This is a genomic window from Streptomyces sp. NBC_01476, from assembly GCF_036227265.1.
Taxonomy (GTDB): domain Bacteria; phylum Actinomycetota; class Actinomycetes; order Streptomycetales; family Streptomycetaceae; genus Actinacidiphila.
The window spans coordinates 3,966,066-3,993,019 of the sequence record NZ_CP109446.1 but is presented as its reverse complement, the minus strand read 5'-3'; the positions used below and the strand labels follow the sequence as shown (position 1 = coordinate 3,993,019).

Sequence of the window (26,954 nt, the reverse complement as noted above, 5' to 3'; positions counted from 1 at the left end):
TAAACTGCCTGCTCACTTCCTCTGCTCCCCGCACCCGCGGGGCTGTTCCCCACCAGCTGGAGAACCCGATCCATGTGGTTGACCTGCTCCCCGCACCCGCGGGGCTGTTCCCCTCGGCAAACGCGCCGACGAAGCCCGCGAACTCTGCTCCCCGCACCCGCGGGGCTGTTCCCATCTCCGGCAGTGGGGCAGGTGCGATGTCGGTCTGCTCCCCGCACCCGCGGGGCTGTTCCCGATCTCGGCGAAGGAGGACGCGTGAAGACCCCCTGCTCCCCGCACCCGCGGGGCTGTTCCCAGCGCCGTCAGCGCGTCTTCGAAGCCGCGCGTGCTGCTCCCCGCACCCGCGGGGCTGTTCCCGATGACCCCACCTTGCAGCCGCAGGGTGGGACCTGCTCCCCGCACCCGCGGGGCTGTTCCCTGGACCGCCGAACAGGCCGAGGCCGCACGGGCCTGCTCCCCGCACCCGCGGGGCTGTTCCCGATGAGTTCGGGGAGTTCGTCGGCGAGGCGGCCTGCTCCCCGCACCCGCGGGGCTGTTCCCGAACGTGCCCTTGCCCTGCACCGTGTACACCACTGCTCCCCGCACCCGCGGGGCTGTTCCCCTCTCACTGTGGCGGACCGGGGTCCTGCACGCTCTGCTCCCCGCACCCGCGGGGCTGTTCCCCGGCCACCGCCCGCTCGTCATCGCCCTCAACCCTGCTCCCCGCACCCGCGGGGCTGTTCCCTGGTACGTGCCGCCGGTGTTGCCCGTCACGAGCTGCTCCCTGCACCCGCGGGGCTGTTCCCGCATGGCATACGCCCTGGCTGACGTCGAACTGCTGCTCCCCGCACCCGCGGGGCTGTTCCCGCAGGCTCCGGCGCGCCATGATCGCCGTCGCCCTGCTCCCCGCACCCGCGGGGCTGTTCCCCCGCCCACTTCCGGGTCCGCGGTGTGGATCGACTGCTCCCCGCACCCGCGGGGTTGTTCCCACCGCCGAGCACGTCCACGGCTGGACCGAGGGCCTCTGCCTGCGCCGAAGAATCGCAGAACCGTTTCCAATTCGGTCAGAAGCGATCATTTTCGATCTATTACTCAGATCATCACTCCTTCTCGGAGGCCCTGGGTGTCCAATACCCGCATGATTCAGAGCCCCGCCAGCCTCGGCGGCGACTTTGCCGGGTTGTCGGTGGCCGCCCGGCGCGCGTGGGGGAAGCACGATCGCAAGACCGAGAGCTGGTTGCCGTTGTGGCAGCACATGGCCGACAGCGGGGCCGTGGGCGGAAAGCTGTGGGACACCTGGCTACCGGGGAACGTCAAAGCGCTCATCGCGGAGGCCATGCCTCAAGGACGCGACGACGCGAGGCGGTTGGCGGTCTGGCTGGCCGCCAGCCATGACACGGGTAAGGCGACGCCGGCGTTCGCTTGCCAGGTGGAGGGGCTGGCCCAGCGGATGCGGGATGCCGGCCTGGAGATGCCGTTTCAGAAGCAGTTCGGCGATGATCGGAAGCTGGCGCCGCACGGATTGGCCGGGCAACTGCTGATCCAGGAGTGGTTGGCCGAACGACACGGCTGGTCGACTCGCGTCAGTGGGCCGTTCGCCGTTGTGGCCGGAGGGCACCACGGTGTGCCTCCCGGGCACCAGAAGATCCACGACCTGGACGTGCACCCGCAGCTGCTGAGGACCCGCGGGCCGAGCGAAACGCGCTGGAAAGCGGTGCAGTACGAGCTGCTCGACGCGTGCGCGCGAGCCGCTGGCGTCGAGGAGCGCCTCGCTGCTTGGGGGACGGTAAAGCTGTCCCAGCCCGTACAAATCCTGCTCACCGCGATCGTGATCCTGTCGGACTGGATCGCCAGTTCGGCAGAGCTGTTCCCCTACGACTCGGTCGGGGACGATCGACTCGCGGCGGCTTGGGGCGGGCTGGATCTGCCGCCCGCCTGGGCTCCCGCCGAACCAACATGCAGCGCGGGGGAGTTGTTTGCCACACGCTTTGACCTGCCGCCATACGCCCAGATCCGGCCTGTCCAGGAAGAGGCCGTACGGATGGCCCGAGAGATGGATCCAGCGGGCCTGCTGATCATCGAAGCGCCGATGGGCGAAGGGAAGACGGAGGCTGCCCTGGCCGCCGCCGAGATCCTCGCCGCGCGCACCGGCGCCGGAGGTTGCCTCATCGCCCTGCCCACCCGGGCGACAAGCGACGCCATGTTCAGCCGCGTGCTGACCTGGCTCGATCATCAGCCGGGCGGCGGTTCGGTGTTCCTCGGGCACGCGAAAGCCGCCCTGAACGACGAGTGGGCCGGTCTCGTACGCAAGGGAAGTCGCCGCATTGAGGCAGTCGACGGCGACGGGACGCAATCCCTGTCTGTGGCCGGCGCGAAGACGCGGACGAGCCCTGCAGGGCTCCAGGCCCACCAATGGCTCCGCGGGCGGAAGAAGGGTCTCCTCGCCTCCTTCTCGGTGGTCACCATCGACCAGGTGCTCTTCGGCGCGCTCAAGAGCCGCCATCTCGCGCTGCGTCACCTGGCTCTCGCCGGCAAGGTCGTCGTTATCGACGAGATACATGCCTACGACGCCTACATGAACACGTACCTGGAGCGCGTCCTGGAGTGGCTGGCCGCGTATCGCGTGCCGGTTGTCCTGCTGTCCGCGACGCTCCCGGGGGGCCGTCGCAAGGCGCTCTTCCAGGCATACACCGGCCTAGAGACCACGCTCGACGCCGATCAGGAATACCCGCTGCTCACCGCCGTCTCCCATGACGGCATCAGGTTGGTGGCCTGCCCGTCCGCTGATTCCGGCCGAGACATCGACGTCCAGGTGGAGCGGCTGGACGACGACGTGGCGTCGCTGGTTGAGCGGTTGGCCAGGGAACTCAGCGACGGCGGCTGTGCCCTGGTCGTGCGGAACACCGTTGACCGCGTGCTGGAGGCTGCCGACCGCCTGCGACAGCGGTTCGGCGAAGACCGAGTCACGGTCGCGCACTCCCGCTTCCTTGCGGCCGACCGGGCACACAAGGACGCCGAACTCCTCCGTGTCTTCGGCCCGGACGGCGACCGACCGGCCGGGCCGCACATCGTCGTGGCGAGCCAGGTCGTCGAGCAGTCGCTCGATGTTGATTTCGACCTCCTGGTCACCGATCTCGCCCCGGTCGACCTGATGTTGCAGCGGATGGGACGGCTGCACCGGCACCCCCGCGACCGCCCGGCCAAGCTCCGCCGAGCGCGCTGCCTCGTCACTGGCGTCATCGACTGGCCGAGCGAACTACCGGAACCCGTACGCGGCTCGATGGCTGTCTACGAGGGCCCGTACCTGCTGCTCCGCACCCTTGCCGCTCTGGGCCCTCATCTCGACGGGCGTCCCGTCCGACTTCCAGCCGACATCGCTCCCCTGGTTGAGGCTGTCTACAGCGAGCGATCGGTCGGATCCGCGGTGTGGGCCGCGAAAATCGGCGAGTCGCGTGCTTCCTATCGGTCGCTGCTTGCCCGGAAGCGGGATCGCGCCGAAGTCTTCCGTCTCGGCCCGGTGCGGAAAGCGGGGAGGCCGGTCATCGGGTGGGTGGACGCGGGCGTAGGCGATGCGGACGACACCCGTGAGGGCAAGGCCCAGGTACGGGACGGCGAGGAGAGTGTAGAGGTGCTGGTCGTTCAGCGCCGCCGGGACGGCACTCTCACCACGGCGAAGTGGCTGGACCGTGGCCGGGGTGGGCGGGAACTTCCCGAGCACGCCGTGCCGACGCCCCAAACGGCGCGTGCCGTGGCCGCGAGTTCACTGACGCTGCCCTGGCAGTTCTCGAAGCCCTGGGTCATCGACCGGACCATCGAGGAGTTGGAGAAGTTCTGCATTCCTGCCTGGCAGGTCAAGGAATGCCCCTGGCTGGCGGGCGAGTTGCTCCTTGTCCTTGATGAGGACGGGCGGGCCCGCCTGGCCGGCTTTGACATCGCATACAGCCCGGCCACCGGTCTGACGGTGGCATCCACCGGAGCGCACGACACACGAGAGGCCGATACCGTCCCTTCCTTCGATCTCATCTCCCGGCCATGGTTGCCGGTACAGCGGCTCGACGGGGCAACTGTCGAACTCTCCCTGCTGGACGTCTTCGCCGAAGCAGGGACTCTGCGTCGGCTGGTCGGCGACGTACCGACTCAGGAGTTCGCACTGCTCCGCCTCCTGTTGGCCATCCTGCACGACGCTCTGAACGGTCCTGAGGACATCGACGCCTGGGGCGAACTGTGGGGAGCGGACGACGCGTTCGCCGCCGTGCCCGCCTACCTCGAACGGCACCGGGACCGGTTCGACCTCCTTCACCCGGAGACTCCCTTTTTCCAGGTCGCCGACCTCCGGACCGAGAAGAACGAGGCAGGTCCGCTGAACCGCGTCGTCGCGGACGTCCCGAACGGTGATGCGTTCTTCAGCATGCGCCAACCGGGCCCGGCCGAAATGGAGTTCGCTGAGGCGTCTCGGTGGCTGGTGCACGTCCATGCCTTCGACGTGTCAGGGATCAAGTCCGGAGCGGTGGGCGATCCGCGGGTTAAGGGAGGCAAGGGCTATCCGCAGGGTGTCGGTTGGGCCGGAAACCTCGGCGGGGTGTTCGCCGAGGGGAAGACCTTGCGCGAGACGCTGCTGCTCAACCTGATCAGCAGGGACAACGATATGCAGGCCGCAGGGAACGATCTCCCGGCATGGCGCCGCCAGCCATCCGGTGCTGCTGAGATCGAGCGGGACCCCGACGACCCCCGCCCGTCCGGCCCGTGCGACCTATACACCTGGCAGAGCCGCCGGGTCCGCCTTCACGTCGAGGACGGCAGGGTCACCGGCGCAGTCCTCGCGTACGGCGATCCGCTCCCGCCGCACAACCAGCAGCATCGCGAACCCATGACCGCTTGGCGCCGCAGCAAGCCGCAGGAAAAGAAGCTGAACCTGCAACAGGTCTACATGCCGCGGCAGCATGATCCCAGCCGTGCCGCATGGCGCGGCCTGGCGGCGCTGCTCGGTGATCGGGGCAGACAGCGCGAGGGCCGCGAACAGCGGCAAGAGGCTGAGGACTTTTTGCCGCCGCCAGTGGTCGAGTGGCTGGCGCGGCTTTCCTACGAAGGATATCTTCCCCGGCACGGCCTGTTGCGTACCAGGACAGTGGGCGCGTTCTACGGGACTCAGCAGTCCGTCATCGACGAGATCGTGGACGACGCGGTGGTGCTGCCGGTGATCGTCCTGCATGAGGAGCGTCCCAAGTACGGCAGGGCTGCGGTGGACGCGGTGACAGACGTGGACGAGGCGGTCAGAGCCCTCGGACACCTCGCTGGCAACCTTGCCAAGGCTGTGGGGTCCGAATCCGCCCCGCCCGAGGACACCGCGCGGGACATGGGGTACGCCGAACTCGACCAACCGTACCGAAACTGGCTGCGGGGCCTCGGAGCTGCCGGCGATCCGGACGAGGCCCGAGCCGCGTGGCAGAAGACCGTCCACACCCTCGTACAGGACCTGGGCCGACGCCTGTTGGACAGTGCGGGCCCGGCCGCAGCCGAGGGCCGTCACGTCGAGCTGAGCGACGGTGGAGTTCGCTGGATCAACGATGCGCAAGCAGAACTCTGGTTTCGCCGCAGGCTCCGTGCGGTGTTGCCCAAAGTCGCAGCTGGGCGGCCTGACACCGTGCACGCGGTGACCGAGACCGTAGACGACGAACTGACGGGGTCACCCTCATGATGACAACCACGCCACGCACGTACGCACTGGTGGGCACGGCGACGGACCGTTTCATCCGTCGGCTGCAGCAGGGATACCGGCAGGACCGGCCCGCTGCCGTCGCGACGCTCGCCCGGCTACGGCGCGGCGCCGGCCGATCCGCGCATGACGTTCCGGACCTCTGGGGACTGACCAGTACCGCGGAACTGGCTGTGCTGCTGGCCGATCTGCCCGCCGCTGAGCAGCGCGCGTTCGACCATGATCGCGCCGAGGAAGCCCTGCATCTGGCCGTGACGCTGTGGGCGTCTCACCAGCAGTCCCACCGCGAAGCTGACATGCACGTCGTCGGCAACAGCCTGGGGCGGGCCGTACGGGTCCTCATGGCGCCGGACACCCTGAGGTCGCAGACCGCCGCGGAGACACGGCCAGGTGTCCAGGACGCCATCGTCAAGGCCGAACCGGAACTCAATGAGCCCCTGCGCAGACGCTTCGTACGCGTCGGCACGGCATCGTCCCTCGAAGCTATGACTCAACGGCTGCGCGAAATAGTCCAGTTGCTACGCCGTGAGGGCCTCGGTCTCGACTACGCCCTGCTCGCCGACCAGGTCCACCGCTGGCAACTGCCCGCCTACCGCGCGGAAGTACGCCGCGAATGGGGGCGGGAGTTCCACCTCGCCGACGCTGCCCGCGGCTAGAGCAAATGACAGGACTGAACCACTCCCGATCACCGGACAGGAACACATCCGTCGTGACCAGAACCATCCTTGATGTTCACATTCTCCAGACCGTGCCGCCGAGCAACATCAACCGGGACGACACCGGCTCGCCCAAGACCGCGATATACGGAGGAGTCCGCAGGTCCCGCGTATCCAGCCAGGCGTGGAAGAGGGCCACGCGGACGAAGTTCGGCGAGCTGCTCGACCCCTCCGAACTGGGCATTCGCACGAAGAAGGTCGCCGAAACGCTCGGCGTCCGGCTGGTGGCTCTGGAGCCGGGCCTGGACAGGGAAGTGGCCCTGGAGTTGGCGGCGGAGACGCTGCGCACCGCCACCGGCTCCAAGATCGACGTGCCGAAGCGAAAGGTGAAGGACGACCAGGCGGCGCCGGCGCCGGAGTCTTCGTACCTGATGTTCCTCAGCGCGGGGCAGTTGGAAGCGCTGGCCGAGTTGACGATCGAGGGCGCGGCGGGCAAGGCCGAGGTTGCGGTGCTCAAGGAGTTCTTCAGAGCCAGGGAGAACAAGGCGCGCGCACGCGAACTCGTCGACAGCCGGCATTCGGTGGATATCGCGCTCTTCGGCCGGATGGTCGCCGACGCCACTGACCTCAACGTAGAGGCCGCTACACAGGTTGCCCACGCCATCAGCGTGCACGCCGTCGACAACGAGTCGGATTACTTCACGGCGGTTGACGACCGCAATACCGACGCCGAGACCGGCGCGGGGATGATCGGCGTCGTCGACTTCAACTCCTCGACCCTGTACCGCTACGCGGCTTTGGACGTCGACCGGCTCCATGCCAACCTGGGCGCCGGCGGCACCCCCACCCGGCGGGCCGTGGAGGCGTTCGTCGAGGGTTTCGTCACCTCGCTTCCCACCGGCAAGGTCAACACCTTCGGCAACCACACCCTGCCGACAGCCATCATCGTCAAGCTCCGTACCAAGCGCCCGATCAGCTTCGTTGCGGCTTTCGAGCGTGCCGTCGTTCCGCTGCATGACGGCGGTTACGTCCGGGCCGCCTGCGAGCAACTGGTTCGATACGTCCCCGAACTGGAGCGGGCGTACGGAGTCGAGGACGCGGACGGCACCTGGATCGTACGGGTGGGGGATGATGCCGAATCCCTGAGCGCTCTTGGCCCGGAGACGAATCTCGCGGATCTCGTGGAGTCCGTGGGGGCCGTGGTGGAGTTGCGGCTGGAGGCCGCGGGTCCCAGCGGGTCCCAGGCGTGAGCGTGCTCCTGCTGAGGCTGGCCGGCCCGCTTCAGTCGTGGGGGTCCGCAGCTCGGTTTGTGCGCCGCACCACAGAGAATGCGCCAACCAAGAGCGGCGTGCTCGGGCTCCTCGCGGCTGCCCAAGGGCGGGAACGGGAGGCTGACCTCTCCGATCTGGTGGCACTCGGCTTCGGCGTGCGGATCGACCAACCGGGCACCCGTGTGCGGGACTTCCAGACTGCTCATCACGCCGTGACTGGCAAGTCCATGCCGCTCTCCGAGCGCTTCTATGTGGCCGATGCGGTGTTCGTCGCTGGGGTGGAGGGATCGCCTGGTGTCATCGCGGAGTTGTACGCGGCCGTCCGTTCCCCCGTCTATCTGCCCTATCTCGGACGCAGGTCGTGCCCGCCGTCAGCGCCTGTGGACCTCGGCGTTCACGACGAACTGGATCTCGTCGAGGCGCTGAAGCGGGCGCCGTGGCAAGCGTCCGACTGGTTCAAGAAGAGGCACTCCGAGCCGGAGTTGGGCCTGCTCCTCGACTGTCGGCCCGATGCGGAGCCCGACTTCAGTCTGAGGGACGCACCCATCACCTTCGATAAACGCCACCGGCGCTACAGCCTGCGCGGAGTCACCACCTCCGCGACCGCAGTACCGCCCGACCACGACCCGACCTCCGTCCTGGGAACTGTCTGATGTATCTGACCCGTTTCCGCATCAACACAGCGCGGCGCGACGGCCGCGAACTTCTGGGCTCACCGCGCCGGATGCACGCCGCGGTCGACATGTCCTTCCCGGGACGGCTCACGCGGGACGGCTCAGGACCCCGCGTGCTGTGGCGGGTCGACCGCAACTCGTCCGAGGTTCTGCTGTTCATCGTCAGTCCGCGCAGGCCCGACCTCACGCACTTGGTGGAGCAGGCCGGTTGGCCGGCCTCCGAGACTCCGGGCTGGCAGAGCTACGACTACGGGACGTTTCTTGACCAGCTGACTGTGGGAAGCACGTGGGCGTTCCGCCTGACCGCGAATCCGGTCCACAGCATCCGGCGTGTGCCGGAAGAGCCCACCAAACGGACCGCGCATCTCACCGCGAAGCACCAGAAGGCGTGGCTCCTCGAACGCCAGCAGCAGAACGGCTTCACCGTCGTGGAGAAGCCGCCGGAAGACCGACTCCTGCCCGAGGGGGATGAGTTGCAACTCGTTGTTCGGGACAAGCGGGATCTCCGATTCGCCAAGGCCGCCGAGCGCCGGACGGTGTCGGTGACGGCAGTCACCTTCGATGGCCGGCTCACCGTCACGGACCCGGCCGTACTGAGGCGTGCCCTCACTCAGGGAATCGGCAAGGCGAAGGCGTTCGGCTGCGGGCTGATGACGCTGGCGCCAGTCCAATGAGCAACGTTGGACGGCGCGGGGCCGCAACGCCTCGCGAACTCGCCCGTGTCGGCGACCGGTTGTCGTTCATCTACCTGGAGCGTTGCGTTGTCCACCGCAACGACAACGCAATCACAGCGGAGGACGCCGAGGGCGTCACACACATCCCGTCCGCCACGATCGGCACGCTGCTCCTGGGACCCGGGACCCGCATCACCCACCAGGCGATGTCCGTTCTCGGCGACAGCGGGGCCGGCGTGGTCTGGGTCGGCGAGCACGGCGTGCGCTTTTACGCAGGTGGGCGCGCACTTACCCGCTCCTCCGGTCTCGTCGAGGCGCAAGCCACCGCGTGGGCCAACCTCCGTACCCGCCTGGACGTCGCCCGCGCGATGTACCGGCTCCGCTTCCCCGGCGAAGACCCGGCTGGCCGCACACGCCAGGAACTGCTCAGCATGGAGGGCCGCCGGGTCAAGGAGTGCTATCACAGCGAGGCCACTCGGACCGGTGTCCCCTGGCGACGGCGCGAGTTCCACCGCGATGATTTTGCCGCGGCCGACCCTCCGAACCAGGCTGTCACCGCCGCGGCGCAGTGCATGTACGGCATCGCGCACGCGGTCGTGGCCGCGATCGGCTGCTCACCCGGCCTCGGTTTCGTCCACTCCGGCCACGAGCGGTCGTTCGTCCTTGATGTGGCCGATCTCTACAAGACCGAAGTCGCCATCCCCGCGGCCTTCGATGCTGCGGCGGAAGGTCCGGAAGATGTCGCGGCACGAACGCGGCGGGCACTGCGCGAGCGCATCAACAAGAGGCGGCTGCTGGACCGTTGTGTCCAGGACATCAAGGGCCTACTCCGCTACGAGGAGGCAGAGACCGAAGGCTCGGCGGACCGGGTCTCCCTCCAGTCCGACCACGGTGCCGAGGTCGAAGCCGGTCGCAACTACGACTCCGAGATCATCTGGTGAGGGCCTCCCCATGACCGTCATCGTCCTCACCAACTGCCCGGCGGGACTTCGCGGCTTCCTCACCCGCTGGCTCCTGGAGATCTCCCCAGGTGTCTTCCTGGGCGCCCCCTCTGCCCGCATCCGTGACCTTCTCTGGGACGAGGTTCGCCAGTACGCCAACCAGGGCCGCGCCCTCCTCGCCCACCAGACCGACACGGAGCAGGGCTACACCTTCCGCACCTACGACCACGCGTGGCATCCGATCGACCACGAAGGCATCACTCTCATCCACCGCCCGTCGGCGGGGTCCGCGGCGGGGCGTGCGCCCGAGCCGGGAGCAGGGTGGAGCAAGGCGGCGAAGCGGAGGAGGTTCGGGAGGTGAGCAAGGCTGTCTCCTTGGAGCAACTGGTCGAAATGTCGGAATCTTCGAAGGTAAGTAAAAACGTTGCACTCGGCGGATGAAGCGGCAGGTCGCGCACTGTGCTCCCCGCAGACGCGGGGCTGTTCCCTCCGCGATCTTTCCTACGACGGGGTCAGTCCTGTGCTCCCCGCAGACGCGGGGCTGTTCCCTACGCCGCGGCCGTGAAGCCTGCCGCCGGGTCGTGCTCCCCGCAGACGCGGGGCTGTTCCCTGGACGTCGCCCGGAAGCTGTCGCCCATGCGGGTGCTCCCCGCAGACGCGGGGCTGTTCCCGAGATGTGGACCGGCGGCGGCTGCGCCCGACGGTGCTCCCCGCAGACGCGGGGCTGTTCCCCCGCAGAAACCAGCGACCCCGCTGACCGGCCGGTGCTCCCCGCAGACGCGGGGCTGTTCCCCGGCAGGCCAGCAAGACGACGCTGTGGTCCGAGTGCTCCCCGCAGACGCGGGGCTGTTCCCTGGCCAAGGACGCCGACGGCACCCATGCACTGGGTGCTCCCCGCAGACGCGGGGCTGTTCCCGCCACCATCGGCGCCGCGATCCCGGTGGAGATGTGCTCCCCGCAGACGCGGGGCTGTTCCCCGGTCTCCGATGGGACGATGCCTTGCCCAGTGGTGCTCCCCGCAGACGCGGGGCTGTTCCCTTGCGCTCCGCGCGGCGGCGGATCGGCTGGTAGTGCTCCCCGCAGACGCGGGGCTGTTCCCGAGGCCGGGCCGCGCGCCGCATGTCCTGCGGCGTGCTCCCCGCAGACGCGGGGCTGTTCCCTGACAGGGGCACCTCATGTCCATCACCGCTCCGTGCTCCCCGCAGACGCGGGGCTGTTCCCTCGCCGCGATGCCCAACCTCCTCGCCGCAGTCGTGCTCCCCGCAGACGCGGGGCTGTTCCCTCTGCTGAGGATGGCGCCGATCAACTCGTCTGGTGCTTCCCGCAGACGCGGGGCTGTTCCCCGGAGAGCGCGGGCACCATCGGCGCCGACATCGTGCTCCCCGCACCCGCGGGGCTGTTCCCTCGTCCACGAACGGGAAGATCGCCGGGTGCGTGTGCTCCCCGCACCCGCGGGGCTGTTCCCACGAAGGCGTAGTGAAGGTCCGCCGGCTTGTCGTGCTCCCCGCAGACGCGGGGTTGTTCCCGGTACGCCGGGCTTCGGTCGGATGGCAGCGCCGTGCTCCCTGAGGGCGCGCGACTGGCTCGGTCCGGTCAGTCCTCTTCACTTGGACGCCTGCGTAGGCCGCCCACCCGGGCTCATCGGCCGTTTGTGGCCCAACCGTGGACCACGTAGGGCGAGTGACTGCGATAACCGGCCTTGGCAGCAGTTCGGGTAAGGGGCTGGGGGCGGGTCGCCGCCCGTCTTGAAAACCGTCGTGGCAGCGATGTCACCGTGGGTTCAAATCCCACAGCCTCCGCCGAGGTAGATGTAGTAGCAGGTCAGAGCGGCTGTCCCGGAGTCCGGGGCAGCCGCTCTGTGCTTGACCTGTCTCACCATGTCTCAGGTCTGTCCACGCTTGACCAGGGCGCGCGGCCAACCTGCGGCCACGATCCTGCTGCGCTCCTTCGATGGGCCAGGGGACGCCGAAGGGCCAGTAGCTGCCGTGTTGGCCCAGCCATTAAGGTCTGGCCGTGTCCAGGTCGGACAAGATCATTGAAGGGCGAACCCTCATGGCTGCCACCAAGCTCGGGGCTACCGATCGAAAGTCCGAACTAAAGTCCGAAGCCAGGCAGGCTGTGCTGCGTACCGATCCGACCGAGAGGCCACGCCTGGTGCTCTTGGCGATAGATGGGCCCAGCCCGTATTTCATGGGTGCGTTGGGGCTGTTCGGCATATTCCTGATCAAGACCTCCTTCATCACCGTCACAGATCGATCCATCTACGTCCATCGTGGCCTTCGCGTGAAGAACCGTCCGCAGAATTTGGTGCATGTCATTCCTCGTGATCAGGCCGGCGGCCTGGTTACCCGCGTCAAGCTGGGCCGCAACTGGAACGCCCTCTTCCTGCAGTTCGCCGGGGATGCGAAGCCGACTCGGCTGAACGTCGCGTACCCCTCTCGCGGTGAGCTGGAAGACTTCCTCAAGAAGTTCCCTCTGGGCGCCGTGCGCGCGTAACGGAGACCGCGCCGGAGCACCTCTCCAGGAGGGGCCGAAAACCTCCGGCCAAGCTCCGCTGTCGGTGGTTCCGGTGGGCCTGGTCGTTCTTCCAGTGTCGCCCTGCCGGGGAGCGGCTATGGAGTTCCGGCCGGGAGAGCGCCCGCATCGGCCCCAAGAGCCGTGAGGAGGTAGTCCATGTGCTGTGGCGCACCGCCCATGAGGATTTCATCGGTACCGTCGCGGCACTCGACCACTTGCCAAAACGGGCGCACCGCCCTCGGGTCCGACTTCCGCCGGTCCCGTATGAGGAGCACGTCAATGTTCCGCACCGGGACGAGACGAGGGAGCAGTCCCGGTACCGAGGTGGGTGTGACGACGAGTGCGGTTCGTGTCGCCGTCAGGTAGCTGATGTCCGGCCGGCAGTAGGGACGTCCGCCGAGGGCGAACCCCTCGAAGGTGACCCCCTCCCCTGCGGCAAACGCCCGCGCTTCCCTTTTCCCAGCGTGGCGGCCGCTGGGTTCCGGCACGAACAGGTCCGCAACGAACTCGATCAGAAAATCGATCACACCAGTACCCCCAGTGACCCGGGCGTAGCCGGGCACCTGTCCAGGTTAGCGCTGATCGGACGCAACCTGGCTGGCTACAAAGGGCCCGTCTACCGCTGAGGGTGCTTCTGTTACCCCGGGGAGGCGCAGATGCGGCTCCGGGGCAACTTGAGAGTGACCGAGGAGATGTGGTCCGGCGCGGGCTTCTTGGGCGGACTTCCGACGGATGGGTACATCGCGTGAAAGAGGCGGCGCCGGGTCGGGCGGCACCAGGGCGAATAGCTTGGCGCTCGCGGAAGTCCGTCCGGTGGTGGCCCTGTTCCCAAGTCCGGGGGGCGCGGTCGAGGGTTTCGGCATCCCTGGCTTGGTGAGAGGACAACCGTTCCGGGCGAATCAAACGACGGGATGGCCCAGGCGAAAGAGGCGGTCGCAAAGAAATGGGTCGGTAGCCGAACTGCGAGGTGCGGGCGGTCGGCTGGAGTGTCACCGCCTGCGCCATCGGCGGGCTCTGTCCACAGCCTGTGGAAAACATTCGGCCGAGTGCTCGACTTGGTCCTCGGTCGAACCCCCAGGTGGGCCCCCACCCGAGCCCTCGCGCCACTCCCCGGCTGCGCATACGGCAGACGAGTGGGCGGCGGCGTGTCTGCGATGATCGCCCGCCCGGTCGTCGTTGACTCGCTGAATGACCGGAAAAAGTATGCTTATCCGTTATGTCCTCACTGGAGCATTCGCTCTCACCGGCCTGTCCTTCCCCACCGCCCCCGCGCAAGCGCAAGCGCAGACGCAGGCTCAAGCGCAGCCACAAGCACGGGCACAGGCACCAGCCCCCGCACGCACCGCCCCGTCCTCCCACCGCGCCCCCACCCGCGTCTTCAGCGGCCAGGGCTTCGACACCTGCCAGGCCCCCGACCTCGCCACCATGGACGCGTGGCGCGAGCACTCCTCGTACCGCGCGGTCGGCATCTACTTCGGCGGCCGGGCCCGCGCCTGCTCGGCCCAGACCTACCTCACCCCGGACTGGGTCCGGCAGACCACCGGGTCCGGCTGGAACCTGTTGCCCATCTACGTCGGCTCGCAGAGCCCGTGCGTGGCCGGCTCCAACAAGAACCCCTACCGTATCGACACCGAGAACCCCTCCGCCCAGGGCACGTCCGAGGGCGCCGACGCGACCGGCGCGGCCAAGGCCCTCGGCCTGGACCCGGGCAGCCCGCTCTATCTCGACATGGAGGCGTACGACATCGGCGACACGGCCTGCACCGCCGCCACGCTGACGTTCGTACAGGCATGGGACCGGCAGGTGCGGGCCGACGGCTATCTCTCCGGCTTCTACAGCAGCGCCGACTCCGGCGTCGCCCACCTGGAGAACGCGCGCCGGGCCGGCGCCGGCGACCTCCCGGACGTCATCTGGTTCGCCCGCTGGGGCGTCCCCGCGAACCTGGCCGGCGAGCCCTCGCTGGCGGCCGGCGCCTGGACGCCGCACGCCCGGATCCACCAGTACCACGGCAGCATCACCGAGACGTACGGCGGCAAGGCGCTGACCATCGACCGCGATCTGATCGACGCGCCGGTGGCCGTGGTGAGCTGACCGTGACGGACCGAGGGCGCCGCCGGGCGGACCGCCGGACCCCGAGCGGCGCCAGGCCGGCCAGGCCGGACCCCGGGGTACGCCTCGGGGTCGTGCCGGGTCCATCCCCCACGGAACCCCACCCCCCGGCTCCAACCTCCGAAGGTGGGGACAGCCCCCGGCCTACGACCTGAGAGTGATCCCCGGTCGGCACCTGCGGCCGATCCGCCCACCCCCGCCTGCTCCTAGCGTGGAGTCATGACCACGCCCGTGTGCACCAGCGCCAGCACGACCCAGTTCACGGCTTATGTCCGCACCAAAGGCCCCACGCTGCTGCGCACCGCGCGCACCCTGACCCCCAACCCCGCCGACGCCGAGGACCTGCTGCAGACGGCGCTCACCAAGACGTACCTCGCCTGGGACCGGATCGAGGACCACCGGGCGGTCGACGGCTACGTCCGCCGGACCCTGGTCAACACCCGGACCTCGCAGTGGCGCAAGCGCAAGGTCGACGAGTTCAGCACCGACGAACTGCCCGAGCGGCCCGGCACCGGACCCGACCTCACCGAGCAGCAGGCACAGCGCGACGCCCTGCTGCGCGCGATAACCAGGCTGCCGCCGCGGCAGCGCGCGATGGTCGTACTGCGCTACTTCGAGGACATGAGCGAGGTGCAGACCGCCGAGCGGCTCGGCGTCTCGGTCGGCACGGTGAAGAGCGCGGTCTCCCGGGCGCTGGGCAAACTGCGGGACGATCCGGAGCTGGAGGCGCTGCGCCTCCACCCCGACGACCCGGCGGCGGGCGAGGAGCTGACCGCGGCGTAACCGGAACGTGGCGCGCGGAGGTAGTGACATACCAGGTGGTATGCCAGCAGAATCGCGGGAAACCCCACTTCGCCGACGCCGCCGGAGGCCCGAGTGCTGAGCACCATGCAGGATGTTCCGCTGACCGTCACCCGCATCCTCCTCCATGGTGCCCTCGTGCACGGCGGATCCACGGTCACCACCTGGACCGGGGAGGGCGAACCCCGGCGCCGTACCTTCCGGGAGATCGGCGCCCGCTCGATCCAGCTGGCCAACGCGCTCCGTGACGAGCTGGGCGTCGAACGCGGCGACCGGGTGGCGACCCTCATGTGGAACAACGGCGAGCACATGGAGGCGTACCTCGCCATCCCCTCGATGGGCGCGGTACTGCACACCCTCAATCTGCGACTGCCCGCCGACCAGCTGGTCTTCATCGTCAACCACGCCGCGGACCGGGTGATCCTGGTCAACGGCACCCTGCTGCCGCTGCTCGCCCCGCTGCTCCCCCGGCTGGAATCGGTCGAGCACCTGGTCGTCGTCGGGCCCGGCGACCTGTCGCTGCTTGCGGGCACCCGGGCGAGCGTGCACGTGTACGAGGAGCTGCTGGACGGGCGGCCGGAGCGGTACGACTGGCCTGAGCTGGACGAACGCGAGGCCGCGGCCATGTGCTACACCTCCGGGACCACCGGCGACCCCAAGGGCGTCGTCTTCTCCCACCGCTCGGTCTATCTGCACTCGATGCAGGTGAACACCACCGAGTCGATGGGGCTCACCTCGCACGACACCTCGCTGCCGGTCGTGCCGATGTTCCACGTCAACGCCTGGGGGCTGCCGCACGCGGCCTTCATGTCGGGCATCAATCTGCTGATGCCGGACCGCTTCCTGCAGCCCGCGCCGCTCGCCGAGATGATCGAGAGCGAACGGCCCACGCACGCCGCCGCGGTGCCCACCATCTGGCAGGGACTGCTCGCCGAACTCACCGCCAAGCCACGGGACATCAGCTCCCTGCGGCAGGTCACCATCGGGGGCTCGGCCTGCCCGCCGGCCCTGATGAAGGCGTTCGACGAGCAGTTGGGCGTACGGCTCTGCCACGCCTGGGGGATGACCGAGACCTCACCGCTCGGCACCGTCGCCCAGCCGCCGGCCGGGGTCAGCGGCGAGGAGGAGTGGGCGTACCGGATCACGCAGGGGCGGTTCCCGGCCTCGGTCGAGGCCCGGCTGATCGGGCCCGACGGCGAGGTGATGCCGTGGGACGGCGAGTCGGCCGGTGAGCTGGAGGTGCGCGGGCCGTGGATCGCGGGTGCGTACTTCGGGGGTGTCGGCGAGGAACCGCTGCGGCCCGAGGACAAGTTCAGCCCCGACGGCTGGCTGCGTACCGGCGACGTCGGCGTCATCTCCGGCGACGGCTTCCTGACCCTCACCGACCGGGCGAAGGACGTCATCAAGTCGGGCGGCGAGTGGATCTCCTCGGTCGACCTGGAGAACCACCTGATGGCCCACCCGGACGTCGCCGAGGCCGCGGTGGTGGCGGTGCCCGACGAGCGGTGGGGCGAACGGCCGCTGGCCACCGTCGTCCTGCGGGAGGGCGCCACCACGGACTACGCGGACCTGCGCGCGTTCCTGGAGGGCCGGATCGCCCGCTGGCAGGTGCCGGAGCGGTGGGCGGTCGTGCCGTCGGTGCCGAAGACGAGCGTGGGCAAGTTCGACAAGAAGGTGATCCGTAAGTCCTACGCGGACGGGGAGCTGGACGTCACCCGGTTGTGAAGGGCGGCGAGGCGTGGCCACGGGTGTGAGGACCGGTGACGGGTGTGAGGAGTGGTGAGGCGGGCGGGGTCGGCGCGGGGACGAACCGCCGCAGGCCCCGCCCGCGTCACGGGACTCAGGTGCCGATCTTGCCGAGCAGGTCGACGATCCGGGACTGCACATCCGCACTGGTCGACCGCTCGGCGAGGAAGAGCACGGTCTCGCCGGAGGCCAGCCGGGGCAGCTCGGCGGGGTCGATGTCGGCGGAGGTGTAGACCACCAGCGGGGTGCTGTTGAGGCGGGAGTTGCCGCGCAGCCAGTCCACGATGCCCTGCCGGCGGCGCCGGATCAGCATCAGGTCCATCACCACCAGGTTCGGGTGGATCTGGGCCGCCTTCGTCATCGCGTCGGACTCCGAGTCGGCGTGCGTGACCTGCATACCGCGCCGTTCCAGGGTCGCGGCGAAAGCATGCGCTATCGGTTCGTGGCTCTCCACCAGCAGGACGCGCGGCGGGTGCTGCTCACTGTCGCGCGGTGCAAGCGCCTTGAGCAGGACCGCCGGGTCGGCGCCGTAGGCGGCCTCCCGGGTGGCCTGGCCGAGCCCCGCGGTCACCAGCACCGGTACGTCGGCGGCGGCGGCCGCCTGGCGCAGCGACTGCAGGGCGGTACGGGTGATCGGGCCGGTCAGCGGGTCCACGAACAGGGCGGCGGGCGGCTCGGCCACCTGGGCGTCGACCTCTTCGCGCGACCGTACGATGACCGGCCGGTAGCCGCGGTCGGTCAGCGCCTGCCGGGTCGAGACGTCGGGCTCCGGCCACACCAGCAGGCGGCGCGGCTCGTCGAGCGGCTCCTCCAGGTGGTCGTCGGTCACATCGGTGACGTCGACGGCGCCGTTGGGTCCGTCCAGTGGCTCCGGGCCCTCGGCGGCGCCTTCCGCGGGGGCGCCGATCGCGTACGAACGGCCGGGGGCCTGCGGGGGGAGCGGGGCGGGTGCCGGGCCGGCGGGCGGCGCGGGGCTGTTCGCGGTGCCGGCTGTCGGCGCGGTGGGGGCGGAGTGGGCGGTGTGCGTGCCGTTGGCGTTGGGGTTGCCGTTGGCGTTGGCGTTACGGGTCGGCAGCCGGCCGCTGTCCGGGTCGGCTTGCGGGTGCTGGCGGGCCTGCGATTCGCCGCCGGGGCCGTTGGTCTGGCTGGGGACCTGCGGCAGGATCGGGCTCTGCGCGGGCTGGGCGAGCCGCCGGCGCCTGCCGGAGCCGCCGGCCGCGACCTCGGCGGGCAGGCCCTGCGGGTTCTGCGCCTGTACGGCCTGGGTCGGGGTCTGCGCGGTCTGCGGCTCCATGGCGAAGGGGACGCCCTGGCCCAGGGTGCGGACGCTGATGGCCCGGCCATGGCTCTGGTGCGAGGGGTCCTTCGTGGGCGGGGCCGGGGTCGCCTGCGGCCACGGGGAGTGCGGCGGCTGGGGCTGGCCGGACAGCGCGGGCAGGGCCGGCTGCTCCGGTGGGACGGAACCGGGGGCGGGCCACGAGGTCGGGGCGGGCGGCTCGGGGGCGGGGGCCTGCGCGGCCGGCGGGAGGGCCGGCGTGCTGTCGGGCGCGGCCGGCTCCAGGGCGCGGCGGGCCCGGCGGCCCGTGCCGGGGCCCTCCGGGGCGGTGGGCGGGGCGGTGTCGGCGCCGCCGCCCGGGGCGCGCCGGGGGTCGGCCGACCCGGGGGTGTGCGGGCTGTCCGGGCGGCCGGGGGTGTCCATCCGGGGGGAGTCCGCCGCGGGGCCCATCCGGTCGGGCTGCATGCCGGAGGGGTTGACCGGGCCGAGCTGGGACCCGGGGGTGTGGTGGGCGCCGGGGTTGCCGTGGTGGGTGCTGGGGGTGTGGTTGCCGCCGGTGGGGCCGGGCGGGGGGCCCGGGGGGGTGGTGTGGGGGGTGCCGAGGCCGCCCGGCCCCACCGGTCCGAGCTGGCCCGGGGGGTTGCCGTGCTGGGCCCCCGGGGTCAGGTGACCGCCGGGGTTGCCCTGGTGACCGGCGAGGTTGCCCTGCCCCGGGGGGGTGCCGTGCTGCCCCCCGGGGTTGCCTTGCCCCGAGGGGTTGGCCGCCTGCCCTCCCGCGTCCAGTTGACCCGCGGGACGCGCAGCCCGCCGCTCCGCCTCCCCTTGCCCCGAGGGGGGCCCACCCGGGCCCGCTTCCCCCGCCCCCTCCGGAAGCGCCCGCGCCCGCCGCCCGCGCCGCCCCGTGGCGGCCACGTCCTCGCCGGCGCCGGAGACGGAGGAGCCCGCCGTCCCACCGGCCCCGGTTCCGCCCCCGCCCTCCGGCCTGCGCAGCGCCCTGCGCCGCCCGGTCGGCGCCTCACTCTGGTCGGCCGCCGCAGGAATCGCCCAGGGCGCGACAACCGTGCCCGTCTCGTCCTGCCCTTGTCCCTGCCCCTGCCGGTGCCGCGTACCGGAGGACGCTCCCGCGGCCGGCGACGTACCCGTGTCCGTATCGCCGGAACGGCCCCCGGACGTACCGGAACCCGCCCCCGCGCCCTCGCCCCTCTTCGCCGGGCCGCCGGGCGCGTCGGGACCGACCGGCACCTCCAGCACGTACGCGCTGCCCTGCCCGGGCACCTCGTGCGTCTGCAGCACCCCGCCGTGCCGCTCCACGATCCCGCGCGCCAGCGGCAGATGCACCGGGTCCCCGCCCGCGCTCGGCCCGCGTACGTCGATCCGCACCACGTCCCCGCGCTGCGCCGCCGCGACCACGATCGTCGAGTCGCCGCTGTACGCGATGGCGTTGCCCGCCGCGTCCACCCCGGCGACGTCCGCGATCAGATGCGCCAGCGCCTGCACCATCCGGGGCGCGTCCACCGACGCCTGGATCGGCGGCGCGTGCACCGCGTACTGCGCCCGCCCGGGCCCGATCAGCTCGACCGCGCCCTCCACCGCCGCGCCGATCACGTCGTCCAGCCCGACCGGCGCGCGGTTCAGCTTGTCCTCACCGCGGTCGAGCCGCTGGAACGCCAGCACGTTGTCGATCAGCGTGGTGATCCGGGCGTAGCCGGCCGCGAGGTGGTGCAGGATCTGGTTGGCCTCGGGCCACAACTGCCCCGCCGGGTCGGCCGCGAGACCGGTCAGCTCACCGCGCAGCTCCGCCAGCGGCCCGCGCAGCGACGTGTCCAGCAGCGCCCGCAACTGCACCGTCCGCGCCGCCAGCGCGTCGTACTGCGACCGGTCGGTGAAGGTCATCACCGCCCCGACCAGCTGCTCCCCGTCCCGTACCGGAGCCGTCGTCAGGTCCACCGGCACGGCCTTGCCGTCCTTGCGCCACAGCACCTGGCCGCGGACCCGGTGCTTGCGCCCGGACCGCAGCGTGTCGGCCAGCGGCGTCTCCTCGTACGCCAGCGGCGACCCGTCCGGCCGCGAGTGGTGCACCAGCGGGTGCAGCTCCTTGCCGCCGAGGTCGGTCGCGCGGTGTCCGAGGATCTGCGCGGCCGACGGGTTGACCAGCACGATCTTGCCGGCCGTGTCGACGCCCACCACACCCTCGGCGGCGGCGCGCAGGATCATCTCGGTCTGCCGCTGCTGCCGGGCGAGTTCGGCCTCGGTGTCCACGGTCCCCGACAGGTCCCGGACCACCAGCATCAGCAACTCGTCGCCGGTGTAGTGCGGGACGCCGTCGCCGAGGTCCGCGTACGGCGTACGGCCGTCCTCCAGATTGGCGCTGGTCACCTGGACCGGGAACTCGGTCCCGTCGGTCCGCCGCGCCGTCATCCGTGTCGGCTTGGTCCTGGTGTCCTCCTCCGCCTCGCGGGGGCTGCGCATCGACCCGGGGATCCGCTTCGGGTCGAACGACGGCAGCAGGTCGAGCAGACCCCGCCCCACCAGCGCCGTACCCGGCGTCTCGAACGTCTCCAGGGCGATCGCGTTGGCGTTGACCACGGTGCCGTTGGCGTTGACCAGAAGCAGCGCGTCGGGGAGGGCGTCGAGTATCGAGGCGAGGCGAGCAGCGCCTCGGGATGGCCTGCTGCTCACGGACGCGTCCTCCTTGTTACCGCATGTGTTGCCGCGCTGCCCTGCGCTCCCGGGGCGGCCCCGCGTGCGTCCCTTTCACGCGACGCGGTCGGCTGTCGTCACGGGCGGCCCATCTTGCCGCCACCCCCGGGACATGTCACTAGACCGAGTGTACGGGTCGGGCCTCCCGGAGGTGCCTCGGATGCCCATGTGCCGTTCCCTGTTTGACCGTTGAGGGTTGTACGTGCTCGGCCGCCACTGCGTGTGGCATACGTCACGGGTGACTCTTCGGGCCTTTCAGCACTTGAGTTGGCTGCGCGGGAGTCTCTTCTCCGGTGGGGAGCCCCTTCTCCGGCGGGGCGGGCAGCACCGGCGCCATCTGGGCCCACCGCGCGACCTCGCACCCGTTCGTCCGGCGGTACGTCTCCCGCACGTCCCGCCCTTCCCACGTCCCGCGGACCCCGGCGGTCTGCGGCCCGCCGTAGATCATCGAGCACGCCTGCCCGCCGGCGACCGGCCCCACCGGGCCGCCGATCGCCCGCAACCGCCGGCACCGGTCGCCGCCGCCGGCCTGTCCGCACACCACGACGTACGTCCGGCGGTGCCCGGCGCCGTCGTCGTACGCCACGGTCAGCACCCCGCCTTCGCCATGGGGCCGCGGCAGCCCCACGGCCTGAACCGTCCCCGGCCCCCCGGCCACCAGCGCGGTGGCGAACAGCGCGACGAGAACGAGCCGGGCCTTCGGGGGAACGGTGCGGGGAGGGGTGGTGGGGCCGGAGGGGTTCGTACGGCCGGGGGTGGGGCCGGCGGGGCTTGTACGGCTGGGGGTGCCGGCGGCGGTGACCGTACGGCCGAGGGTGCCGTCGGCTGTGGCCCTACGGAAAAGGGTGGCCGCGGAGCTCGTGGAGGGACCGGTGAGAGGCATGCCGCCTCCCTACCTCCCGGGCCCGCCGCGCCCCGGCACCTCATCCTTCCGTGGGCGCGTCCGTGGGCGCGCTCACCACCGCCCGGTCCTGCGCCCCGCCCCGAACCCCTTTGCCCTGCCCAGCCCCCGCCTTGTACCGTAGTCTGCGATTGGTCGCGGCCCTCCAGGCTGTGCCATCATTTCCCCACGCGCCCACGCACCACCCGGGCACGTACCCAGGAGGCGTCGCCTAGTCCGGTCTATGGCGCCGCACTGCTAATGCGGTTTGGGCTTTACCGTCCATCGAGGGTTCAAATCCCTCCGCCTCCGCCAGCACCACCTTCTCCACCCAGGAGCCCCGCGCCCACCCCGCGGGGCTCCTCCCGTTTCCCCCTCCGTTCCCCCTCGCGGATGCCCCCACAACCCCCATCCCCGCAGCTCACCCCACCCCCCGCTTATCGATTTCACCTCCCGCGCGACCTCATGTAATGTTGTCCACGCAACGCCGACGGGCCCCAAACCCGCCCCCCGCACTCGTAGCTCAACGGATAGAGCATCTGACTACGGATCAGAAGGTTGCAGGTTCGAATCCTGCCGAGTGCACCACGAAACACCAGGTCAGAGGCCCTGTATCGCATAGGCGATCCGGGGCCTTTTCCGTGATCTCTCACCATCACCGACGACGTTCAGCCCGTGCACGTTCGCCGACTTGTCGGCCGGGTCGGACCCGTACGGCACCGGGTCCGTACAAGCCGCACGGGCGGGCGGACGACCGCGCGGGCCGGAATGCTGGAAGCCCTCGCGCAGCCTCCCCGGGCTTCGCTCAGGTCACCTCGGCACGTCCAAACGCCAGGGGTACCGTGACAGCGTGGCGAACGAGGACCTGGGCAAAACGCTGCGGCGTCTGCGCCGTCTGGCCGACCTCACACAGGAGGAGCTGGCAGAGCGCTCGGACGTGTCCGTTGACGTGATCCGTCAGCTTGAACAGGGGCGGAAGCACTCGGCGCGGCTTCCCACACTGCACGCGTTGGCGAATGGACTGGGCGTGGAGCTGACAACGCTTCTCGGTGACCCGCCCGCCGTCGCCTCGGGAGAGAACGACGGGCCGCGCTTCGTCGCCGTACGACGGGCGATCATGCCCGCCCTCTGGGGACCGCCGCAGGCCGGAGTCGGTCCGGACTTCTCCCTGAGCCGCCTGCGTGATCAGATCGCGGAGGCGTGGACGAATTACCACGCGGCCGAATTCGACAGCGTGATGAAGGCGCTCCCTGACCTTGTCTCGGAGGCTCGTGCCGCCACGGTCTCGGGCAGCGACGACGACCGGAAAGCCGGGTTCGCAGCCCTGGGGAAGGCGCTGCAGCTCGGTGGTCACGTCGCCGTTCGCATGGGCAAAACGGACCTCGCGCTGACGAGCCTGGAACGCGCGATCAGCGCCGCCGAGCAGTCCTCCGATCCGCTGCTCGTGCCGATGATCGTCAATTCGACGGCGTGGACCTACCAGCGTCAGGGCCGCTTGGAGGACGCGTTGAGCATCGCGCTCCGTGCCGCCGACGACATGAAGAAGGCCGGCCGCACCGACACGGCCGACGGGCTCAAAGTGTGGGGCGGCCTGACCATGAGCGCCGCCACGTCCGCCGCGAGAAGCGGCGACTACGAGCGAGCGGCAGCGATGATGGAGACCGCCGAGACGGAGGCCGCCCGCGTCTCCAAGCTGCCCGCCGGCAGTGACGACCGCATGATCAGCGTCTTCAGCCCGTCCTCGGTCCGTATCGAACGCGTCCGCCTGGCCGTCCAGTACGGGCACTCCGCCGACGCCCTGGCCCTCGCCAAGGGGATGCGCCTGTCGAAGGACACGCCCCCCTCGTGGCGTACATGGCTGCTTCTCGACGTGGCCCGAGCGCACTCGGACGTCGGAGACGCGGCGGGGGCCGTGAAGACGCTGGAATCACTTCGCCGTGTCGCGCCCACGTGGATGCAGCACCACACCTTGGCCGTCGCCATCGTGCGCGATCTTTGGGCACTGCCCAAACACCCCCCGGGACTACGGTCGTTGGCCGAGTTCCTCGGCATCGCCGATTAGCGTCCGGAAACTAGGACGCTGCGCCCCTGTCGCTGCCCTCAGAGCCCCGGAAGCCTGGACACCGAGTTCCCCGCGACCGCGTGACCGGCCGGGGGCGTGGCCGATCCGAAGGGCAGACCGACGTGCCAGAACCCACAACTCCCGCTGAGGCCCCCGTACTCGCATCCGAACTTCTCGCGGTGGCCGAGACGCACGGGTGGCGCCGAACGGCCGATCCGATCCCGGACGCCCACCGGGGCGATACCCCGCTGAACTTCCCTGCCGCCTAACCCGGTTGGCGGGGAGCACACGGCAACACCCAACGACGGGGAGACCTCTCCGCCGGCCCATTGAAATCGGAGGACTCATGACCACCGCAAGCATTCCGATGGCCGCCCGTGCCGCCGCCGTACCGCCTCTCGTCCAGACCACGGCCCGGGGAGTCACGTGGGACGACGATCGTCAGCTCAATGTGGGGCCGGACGGATCGCCGTGGCACACCGCGCCGCAGGCGGCCTCGTGCACGGACACCAACCAGGACGGCCAGGGTGACGACGTGGACGACCCCTATTACGCACCGGGCGCCTGATGGGAGCCAGACGACCGGTGCTCGTTGTCGCTGAACGGCTGGACGCCTCCGCCGACGTGGTTGTTGACGAGTTGAACCGACGGGACGTCCCGGTCATGCGCTACGACACCGCGGAGTTCCCGCAGACACTCACCCTGACCGCCTCCCACGCGGCGGAACGGTCCGGGTGGCGGGGTGTCCTGGACAACGGGCAACGGTCGATCCGGCTGGAGGAGGTCCGGGCTGTCTACTACAGGCGGCCCGGACGTCCCGCCATCGCCGAGAACGTCCCCGAGCCTTACGCCACCTGGGCCCGGAACCAGGCGGATGGGGCGCTGTTGAACGTCATCTCAGCCCTTCCGGTGCGCTGGATCAACAACCCACATGTTGACCGGGTCGCGTCGCACAAGCCGCAGCAACTCGTCGCGGCGGTACGGGCAGGTCTGCATGTGCCCCGAAGCATCATCACCAATGATCCGGAGGCCGCACGGGAGTTCGCCGCGGAGATCAAGGGGCCGTTGATCTCCAAGCCCGTGCTCGGCGGGCGGCTGGACACGGGGACGGGACGGCCGCTGATGGTGGCCACCCACGCACTCGATCCCGCAGAGATTGATGACAGTCTGCGGCTGACCGCCCACTACCTGCAGGAGGAGATCCCCAAGGCACACGAAGTACGCCTTACCGTCGTGGCCGGCCGGCCCTTCGCATGCACCATCACCGCCACCACGGACCAGGCGCACACCGACTGGCGAACCGACCCTGACGGCATCGACCTCGGGACGACGACCGTTCCCGAACCGGTAGCCGCAGGCGTCCGCCGCTTCATGGCCGAACACGGCATCGTCTTCGGTGCATTCGACTTCGCCGTGACGCCGGCCGGGGACTGGGTGTTCTTCGAGTGCAACCCCTGCGGCACCTGGGCATGGGTCGAGAACCGCACCGGGCTGGCCATCGCCTCCGCGCACGCCGACTACCTTCAAGGGACAGCATGAGCCACGATCCGACCGCATCCCTGCGTGAAGAGTTCGCCGCCACCATCGGGGACGGGGTGGACAGCCCCTGGCGCGCAGCCTTCGCCGCCGTGCCCCGTCACACCTTCACCCCGGAGTTCTTCGACCAGGATCAGCGCGGTCAGTGGCGCCGGGTCACGCGGTCGGACGACGGATACCTGCGAACCGTCTATTCCGACACCGCGCTGATGACCCAACTCGACTCCAACGGCGTTCCCACGTCGTCATCCAGTGAACCCGGCCTCATGCTGGCCATGCTCGACGCGCTCGACGCCCACCCGGGCGACAACGTATTCGAGCTGGGGACGGGCACTGGCTACAACGCGGCGCTCCTCGCGCACCGGCTCGGTGCCGAGAACGTGACCAGCGTGGACGTTGACCCTGAACTGGTAGCCCTCGCCACACGCAGGCTCGCCGAGGTCGGATGCCAGCCGTTCGTGCACGCGGGAGACGGTGCACTCGGCTACCCGCAGCGCGCTCCCTACTCACGGATCATCGCCACCGCTGCGGTGCGTTCCCTCCATCCGGCACTGATGGAACAGGCCGCGGTCGGTGCCGTGATCGTCGCTCCGATCGGCTACGGCGTCGTTCGAGCTACCGTGACCGAGCCCGGCCACGCCGAAGGCCGCTTCCTCCCACGCCCGGCGCTGTTCATGCCCAGACGCGCCCCGAGCAGGGGGCCCGATTTCGAGGCCCTGCGAGAACAGAGTCCCGAGACCACCGCCCTGCCTGTGGCGGACACGCTCGGACGCTGGAAATTCCCGCTGTCGCTCGCCCTGCCCGGCTACAACTCCTGCTCATGGCGCTCCGACGACGGCACGGTCACCGGGGTAGGACTGTGGACCGAAGACGGCTCCACCGCCACCGCCCGCACAAGCGGCCATGTCCGGCAGGCCGGCCCCCGCCGGCTGTGGGACACCGTCGAAGAACTCGCCGCCCTCTTCTCCGACGGGCAGCCGGCCCGCGACGACTTCGGCATCACCATCACCCCCGAGGCACAACGGGTCTGGTACGGAACCTCAGAAGGACCTTCCTGGTCCCTGGCGACCGACCAATAGCTGGGACACGTGGAAGGACACAGCGCGGGACACTGGGACACGGGCCTGTTGCGCCAGCACGTGCCGGTCGTCGGGGTCAGGCAGCTGGACCGCGTCGATGAGCGGCTCGTACCCGAGGACCAGGCAGTCCCGGACCGCCCTCTTCATCGCGTTCCGGGTCCGGTCCAGCTTGTCCGGGTCGGGGTCGGGCCTGTTGGCCATCAGGTTCCGGAAGGTCTCGTCGAGGATGGTCTCGGTCCACTTGGCCTGCACCAGTCCCGCCGCGGCGACGCGGATCAGAACATCCCGCAGGACGCTCGGGTACAGCACGTTGGCGTCGTAGACGGCGACAAAGGCCATG

At 70.2% G+C, this 26,954-nt stretch carries 19 protein-coding genes, 2 tRNA genes and 2 CRISPR repeat arrays; of the genes, 17 read left to right on the top strand and 4 right to left on the bottom strand.

Going from position 1 to position 26,954, the window contains the following annotated elements; all coding sequences use genetic code 11:
* Positions 1-21: 21 nt before the first annotated feature.
* Positions 22-968: a CRISPR direct-repeat array (repeat unit 29 nt; unit sequence CTGCTCCCCGCACCCGCGGGGCTGTTCCC).
* Between the two features lie 149 nt (positions 969-1,117).
* The 8 genes from casA (at position 1,118) to OG552_RS17355 (ending at position 12,404) form a co-directional block, all read left to right on the top strand.
* Positions 1,118-5,674 (top strand): type I-E CRISPR-associated protein Cse1/CasA, encoded by a 4,557-nt coding sequence (casA, locus tag OG552_RS17390; RefSeq protein WP_329133936.1) that lies wholly within the window; start codon positions 1,118-1,120, stop codon positions 5,672-5,674.
* Entirely contained in the window at positions 5,674-6,348 is a 675-nt protein-coding gene (casB, locus tag OG552_RS17385; RefSeq protein WP_329133934.1) for a type I-E CRISPR-associated protein Cse2/CasB, read from the top strand. The genes casA and casB overlap by 1 nt, the downstream gene beginning before the upstream one ends.
* A gap of 53 nt (positions 6,349-6,401) precedes the next feature.
* Entirely contained in the window at positions 6,402-7,598 is a 1,197-nt protein-coding gene (cas7e, locus tag OG552_RS17380; RefSeq protein WP_329133932.1) for a type I-E CRISPR-associated protein Cas7/Cse4/CasC, read from the top strand.
* The gene (cas5e, locus tag OG552_RS17375) at positions 7,595-8,272 is read left to right on the top strand and encodes a type I-E CRISPR-associated protein Cas5/CasD (RefSeq protein ID WP_329133930.1); all 678 of its coding nucleotides are present in this window, start codon (positions 7,595-7,597) and stop codon (positions 8,270-8,272) included. The genes cas7e and cas5e overlap by 4 nt, the downstream gene beginning before the upstream one ends.
* Positions 8,272-8,967, top strand: coding sequence for a type I-E CRISPR-associated protein Cas6/Cse3/CasE (gene cas6e, locus OG552_RS17370; protein ID WP_329133928.1), 696 nt, complete (start codon positions 8,272-8,274; stop codon positions 8,965-8,967). Before cas5e ends, cas6e begins: the two co-directional genes overlap by 1 nt.
* Complete coding sequence (gene cas1e / locus OG552_RS17365) at positions 8,964-9,908, top strand: type I-E CRISPR-associated endonuclease Cas1e (protein WP_329133926.1); 945 nt, start codon at positions 8,964-8,966, stop codon at positions 9,906-9,908. The genes cas6e and cas1e overlap by 4 nt, the downstream gene beginning before the upstream one ends.
* A 10-nt stretch (positions 9,909-9,918) precedes the next feature.
* Complete coding sequence (gene cas2e / locus OG552_RS17360) at positions 9,919-10,269, top strand: type I-E CRISPR-associated endoribonuclease Cas2e (protein ID WP_329133924.1); 351 nt, start codon at positions 9,919-9,921, stop codon at positions 10,267-10,269.
* Between the two features lie 98 nt (positions 10,270-10,367).
* Positions 10,368-11,434: a CRISPR direct-repeat array (repeat unit 29 nt; unit sequence GTGCTCCCCGCAGACGCGGGGCTGTTCCC).
* Between the two features lie 526 nt (positions 11,435-11,960).
* Entirely contained in the window at positions 11,961-12,404 is a 444-nt protein-coding gene (locus OG552_RS17355; protein ID WP_329133922.1) for a hypothetical protein, read from the top strand.
* Between the two features lie 116 nt (positions 12,405-12,520).
* Here the strand turns inward: OG552_RS17355 and OG552_RS17350 are convergent, their stop codons facing one another.
* Positions 12,521-12,988, bottom strand: a complete 468-nt coding sequence (locus OG552_RS17350) for a hypothetical protein (protein ID WP_329133920.1) — start codon at positions 12,986-12,988, stop codon at positions 12,521-12,523.
* 640 nt (positions 12,989-13,628) lie between these two features.
* On the opposite strand from OG552_RS17350, the gene OG552_RS17345 reads away from it, so the two are divergent.
* The 3 genes from OG552_RS17345 (at position 13,629) to OG552_RS17335 (ending at position 17,060) form a co-directional block, all read left to right on the top strand.
* Positions 13,629-14,516: a DUF1906 domain-containing protein gene (locus OG552_RS17345; protein ID WP_329133919.1), complete on the top strand. Its 888-nt coding sequence runs from the start codon at positions 13,629-13,631 to the stop codon at positions 14,514-14,516.
* Positions 14,517-14,753: 237 nt separating this feature from the next.
* Positions 14,754-15,317 carry a SigE family RNA polymerase sigma factor gene (locus OG552_RS17340; RefSeq protein ID WP_329133916.1) on the top strand — a complete coding sequence of 188 codons (564 nt, stop codon included), beginning with the start codon at positions 14,754-14,756 and terminating at the stop codon, positions 15,315-15,317.
* Positions 15,318-15,410: 93 nt separating this feature from the next.
* Positions 15,411-17,060, top strand: coding sequence for a long-chain fatty acid--CoA ligase (locus tag OG552_RS17335; protein WP_329133914.1), 1,650 nt, complete (start codon positions 15,411-15,413; stop codon positions 17,058-17,060).
* A 115-nt stretch (positions 17,061-17,175) separates the two neighbouring features.
* Here OG552_RS17335 and OG552_RS17330 read toward each other — a convergent pair whose 3' ends face one another.
* A complete protein-coding gene (locus OG552_RS17330) occupies positions 17,176-21,036 on the bottom strand; it encodes a PAS domain-containing protein (RefSeq protein ID WP_329133912.1) in 3,861 nt (1,286 codons plus the stop codon).
* Positions 21,037-21,289: 253 nt separating this feature from the next.
* Entirely contained in the window at positions 21,290-21,940 is a 651-nt protein-coding gene (locus OG552_RS17325) for a hypothetical protein (RefSeq protein WP_329133910.1), read from the bottom strand.
* Between the two features lie 218 nt (positions 21,941-22,158).
* On the opposite strand from OG552_RS17325, the gene OG552_RS17320 reads away from it, so the two are divergent.
* From OG552_RS17320 to OG552_RS17295, 6 genes are all read left to right on the top strand, one after another.
* Positions 22,159-22,252: transfer RNA gene (locus OG552_RS17320), tRNA-Ser, on the top strand.
* 197 nt (positions 22,253-22,449) lie between these two features.
* A tRNA-Arg gene (locus OG552_RS17315) sits at positions 22,450-22,525 on the top strand.
* Between the two features lie 262 nt (positions 22,526-22,787).
* A complete protein-coding gene (locus OG552_RS17310; protein WP_329133908.1) occupies positions 22,788-23,999 on the top strand; it encodes a helix-turn-helix transcriptional regulator in 1,212 nt (403 codons plus the stop codon).
* A gap of 346 nt (positions 24,000-24,345) precedes the next feature.
* The gene (locus OG552_RS17305) at positions 24,346-24,567 is read left to right on the top strand and encodes a hypothetical protein (protein ID WP_329133906.1); all 222 of its coding nucleotides are present in this window, start codon (positions 24,346-24,348) and stop codon (positions 24,565-24,567) included.
* A gap of 17 nt (positions 24,568-24,584) precedes the next feature.
* Positions 24,585-25,538, top strand: a complete 954-nt coding sequence (locus OG552_RS17300) for an MvdC/MvdD family ATP grasp protein (protein WP_329133904.1) — start codon at positions 24,585-24,587, stop codon at positions 25,536-25,538.
* A complete protein-coding gene (locus tag OG552_RS17295) occupies positions 25,535-26,614 on the top strand; it encodes a methyltransferase domain-containing protein (protein ID WP_329133902.1) in 1,080 nt (359 codons plus the stop codon). The genes OG552_RS17300 and OG552_RS17295 overlap by 4 nt, the downstream gene beginning before the upstream one ends.
* Here the strand turns inward: OG552_RS17295 and OG552_RS17290 are convergent.
* Positions 26,576-26,953 (bottom strand): hypothetical protein, encoded by a 378-nt coding sequence (locus OG552_RS17290; RefSeq protein ID WP_329133900.1) that lies wholly within the window; start codon positions 26,951-26,953, stop codon positions 26,576-26,578. The genes OG552_RS17295 and OG552_RS17290 overlap by 39 nt on opposite strands.
* Between the last annotated feature and the right edge of the window lies 1 nt (position 26,954).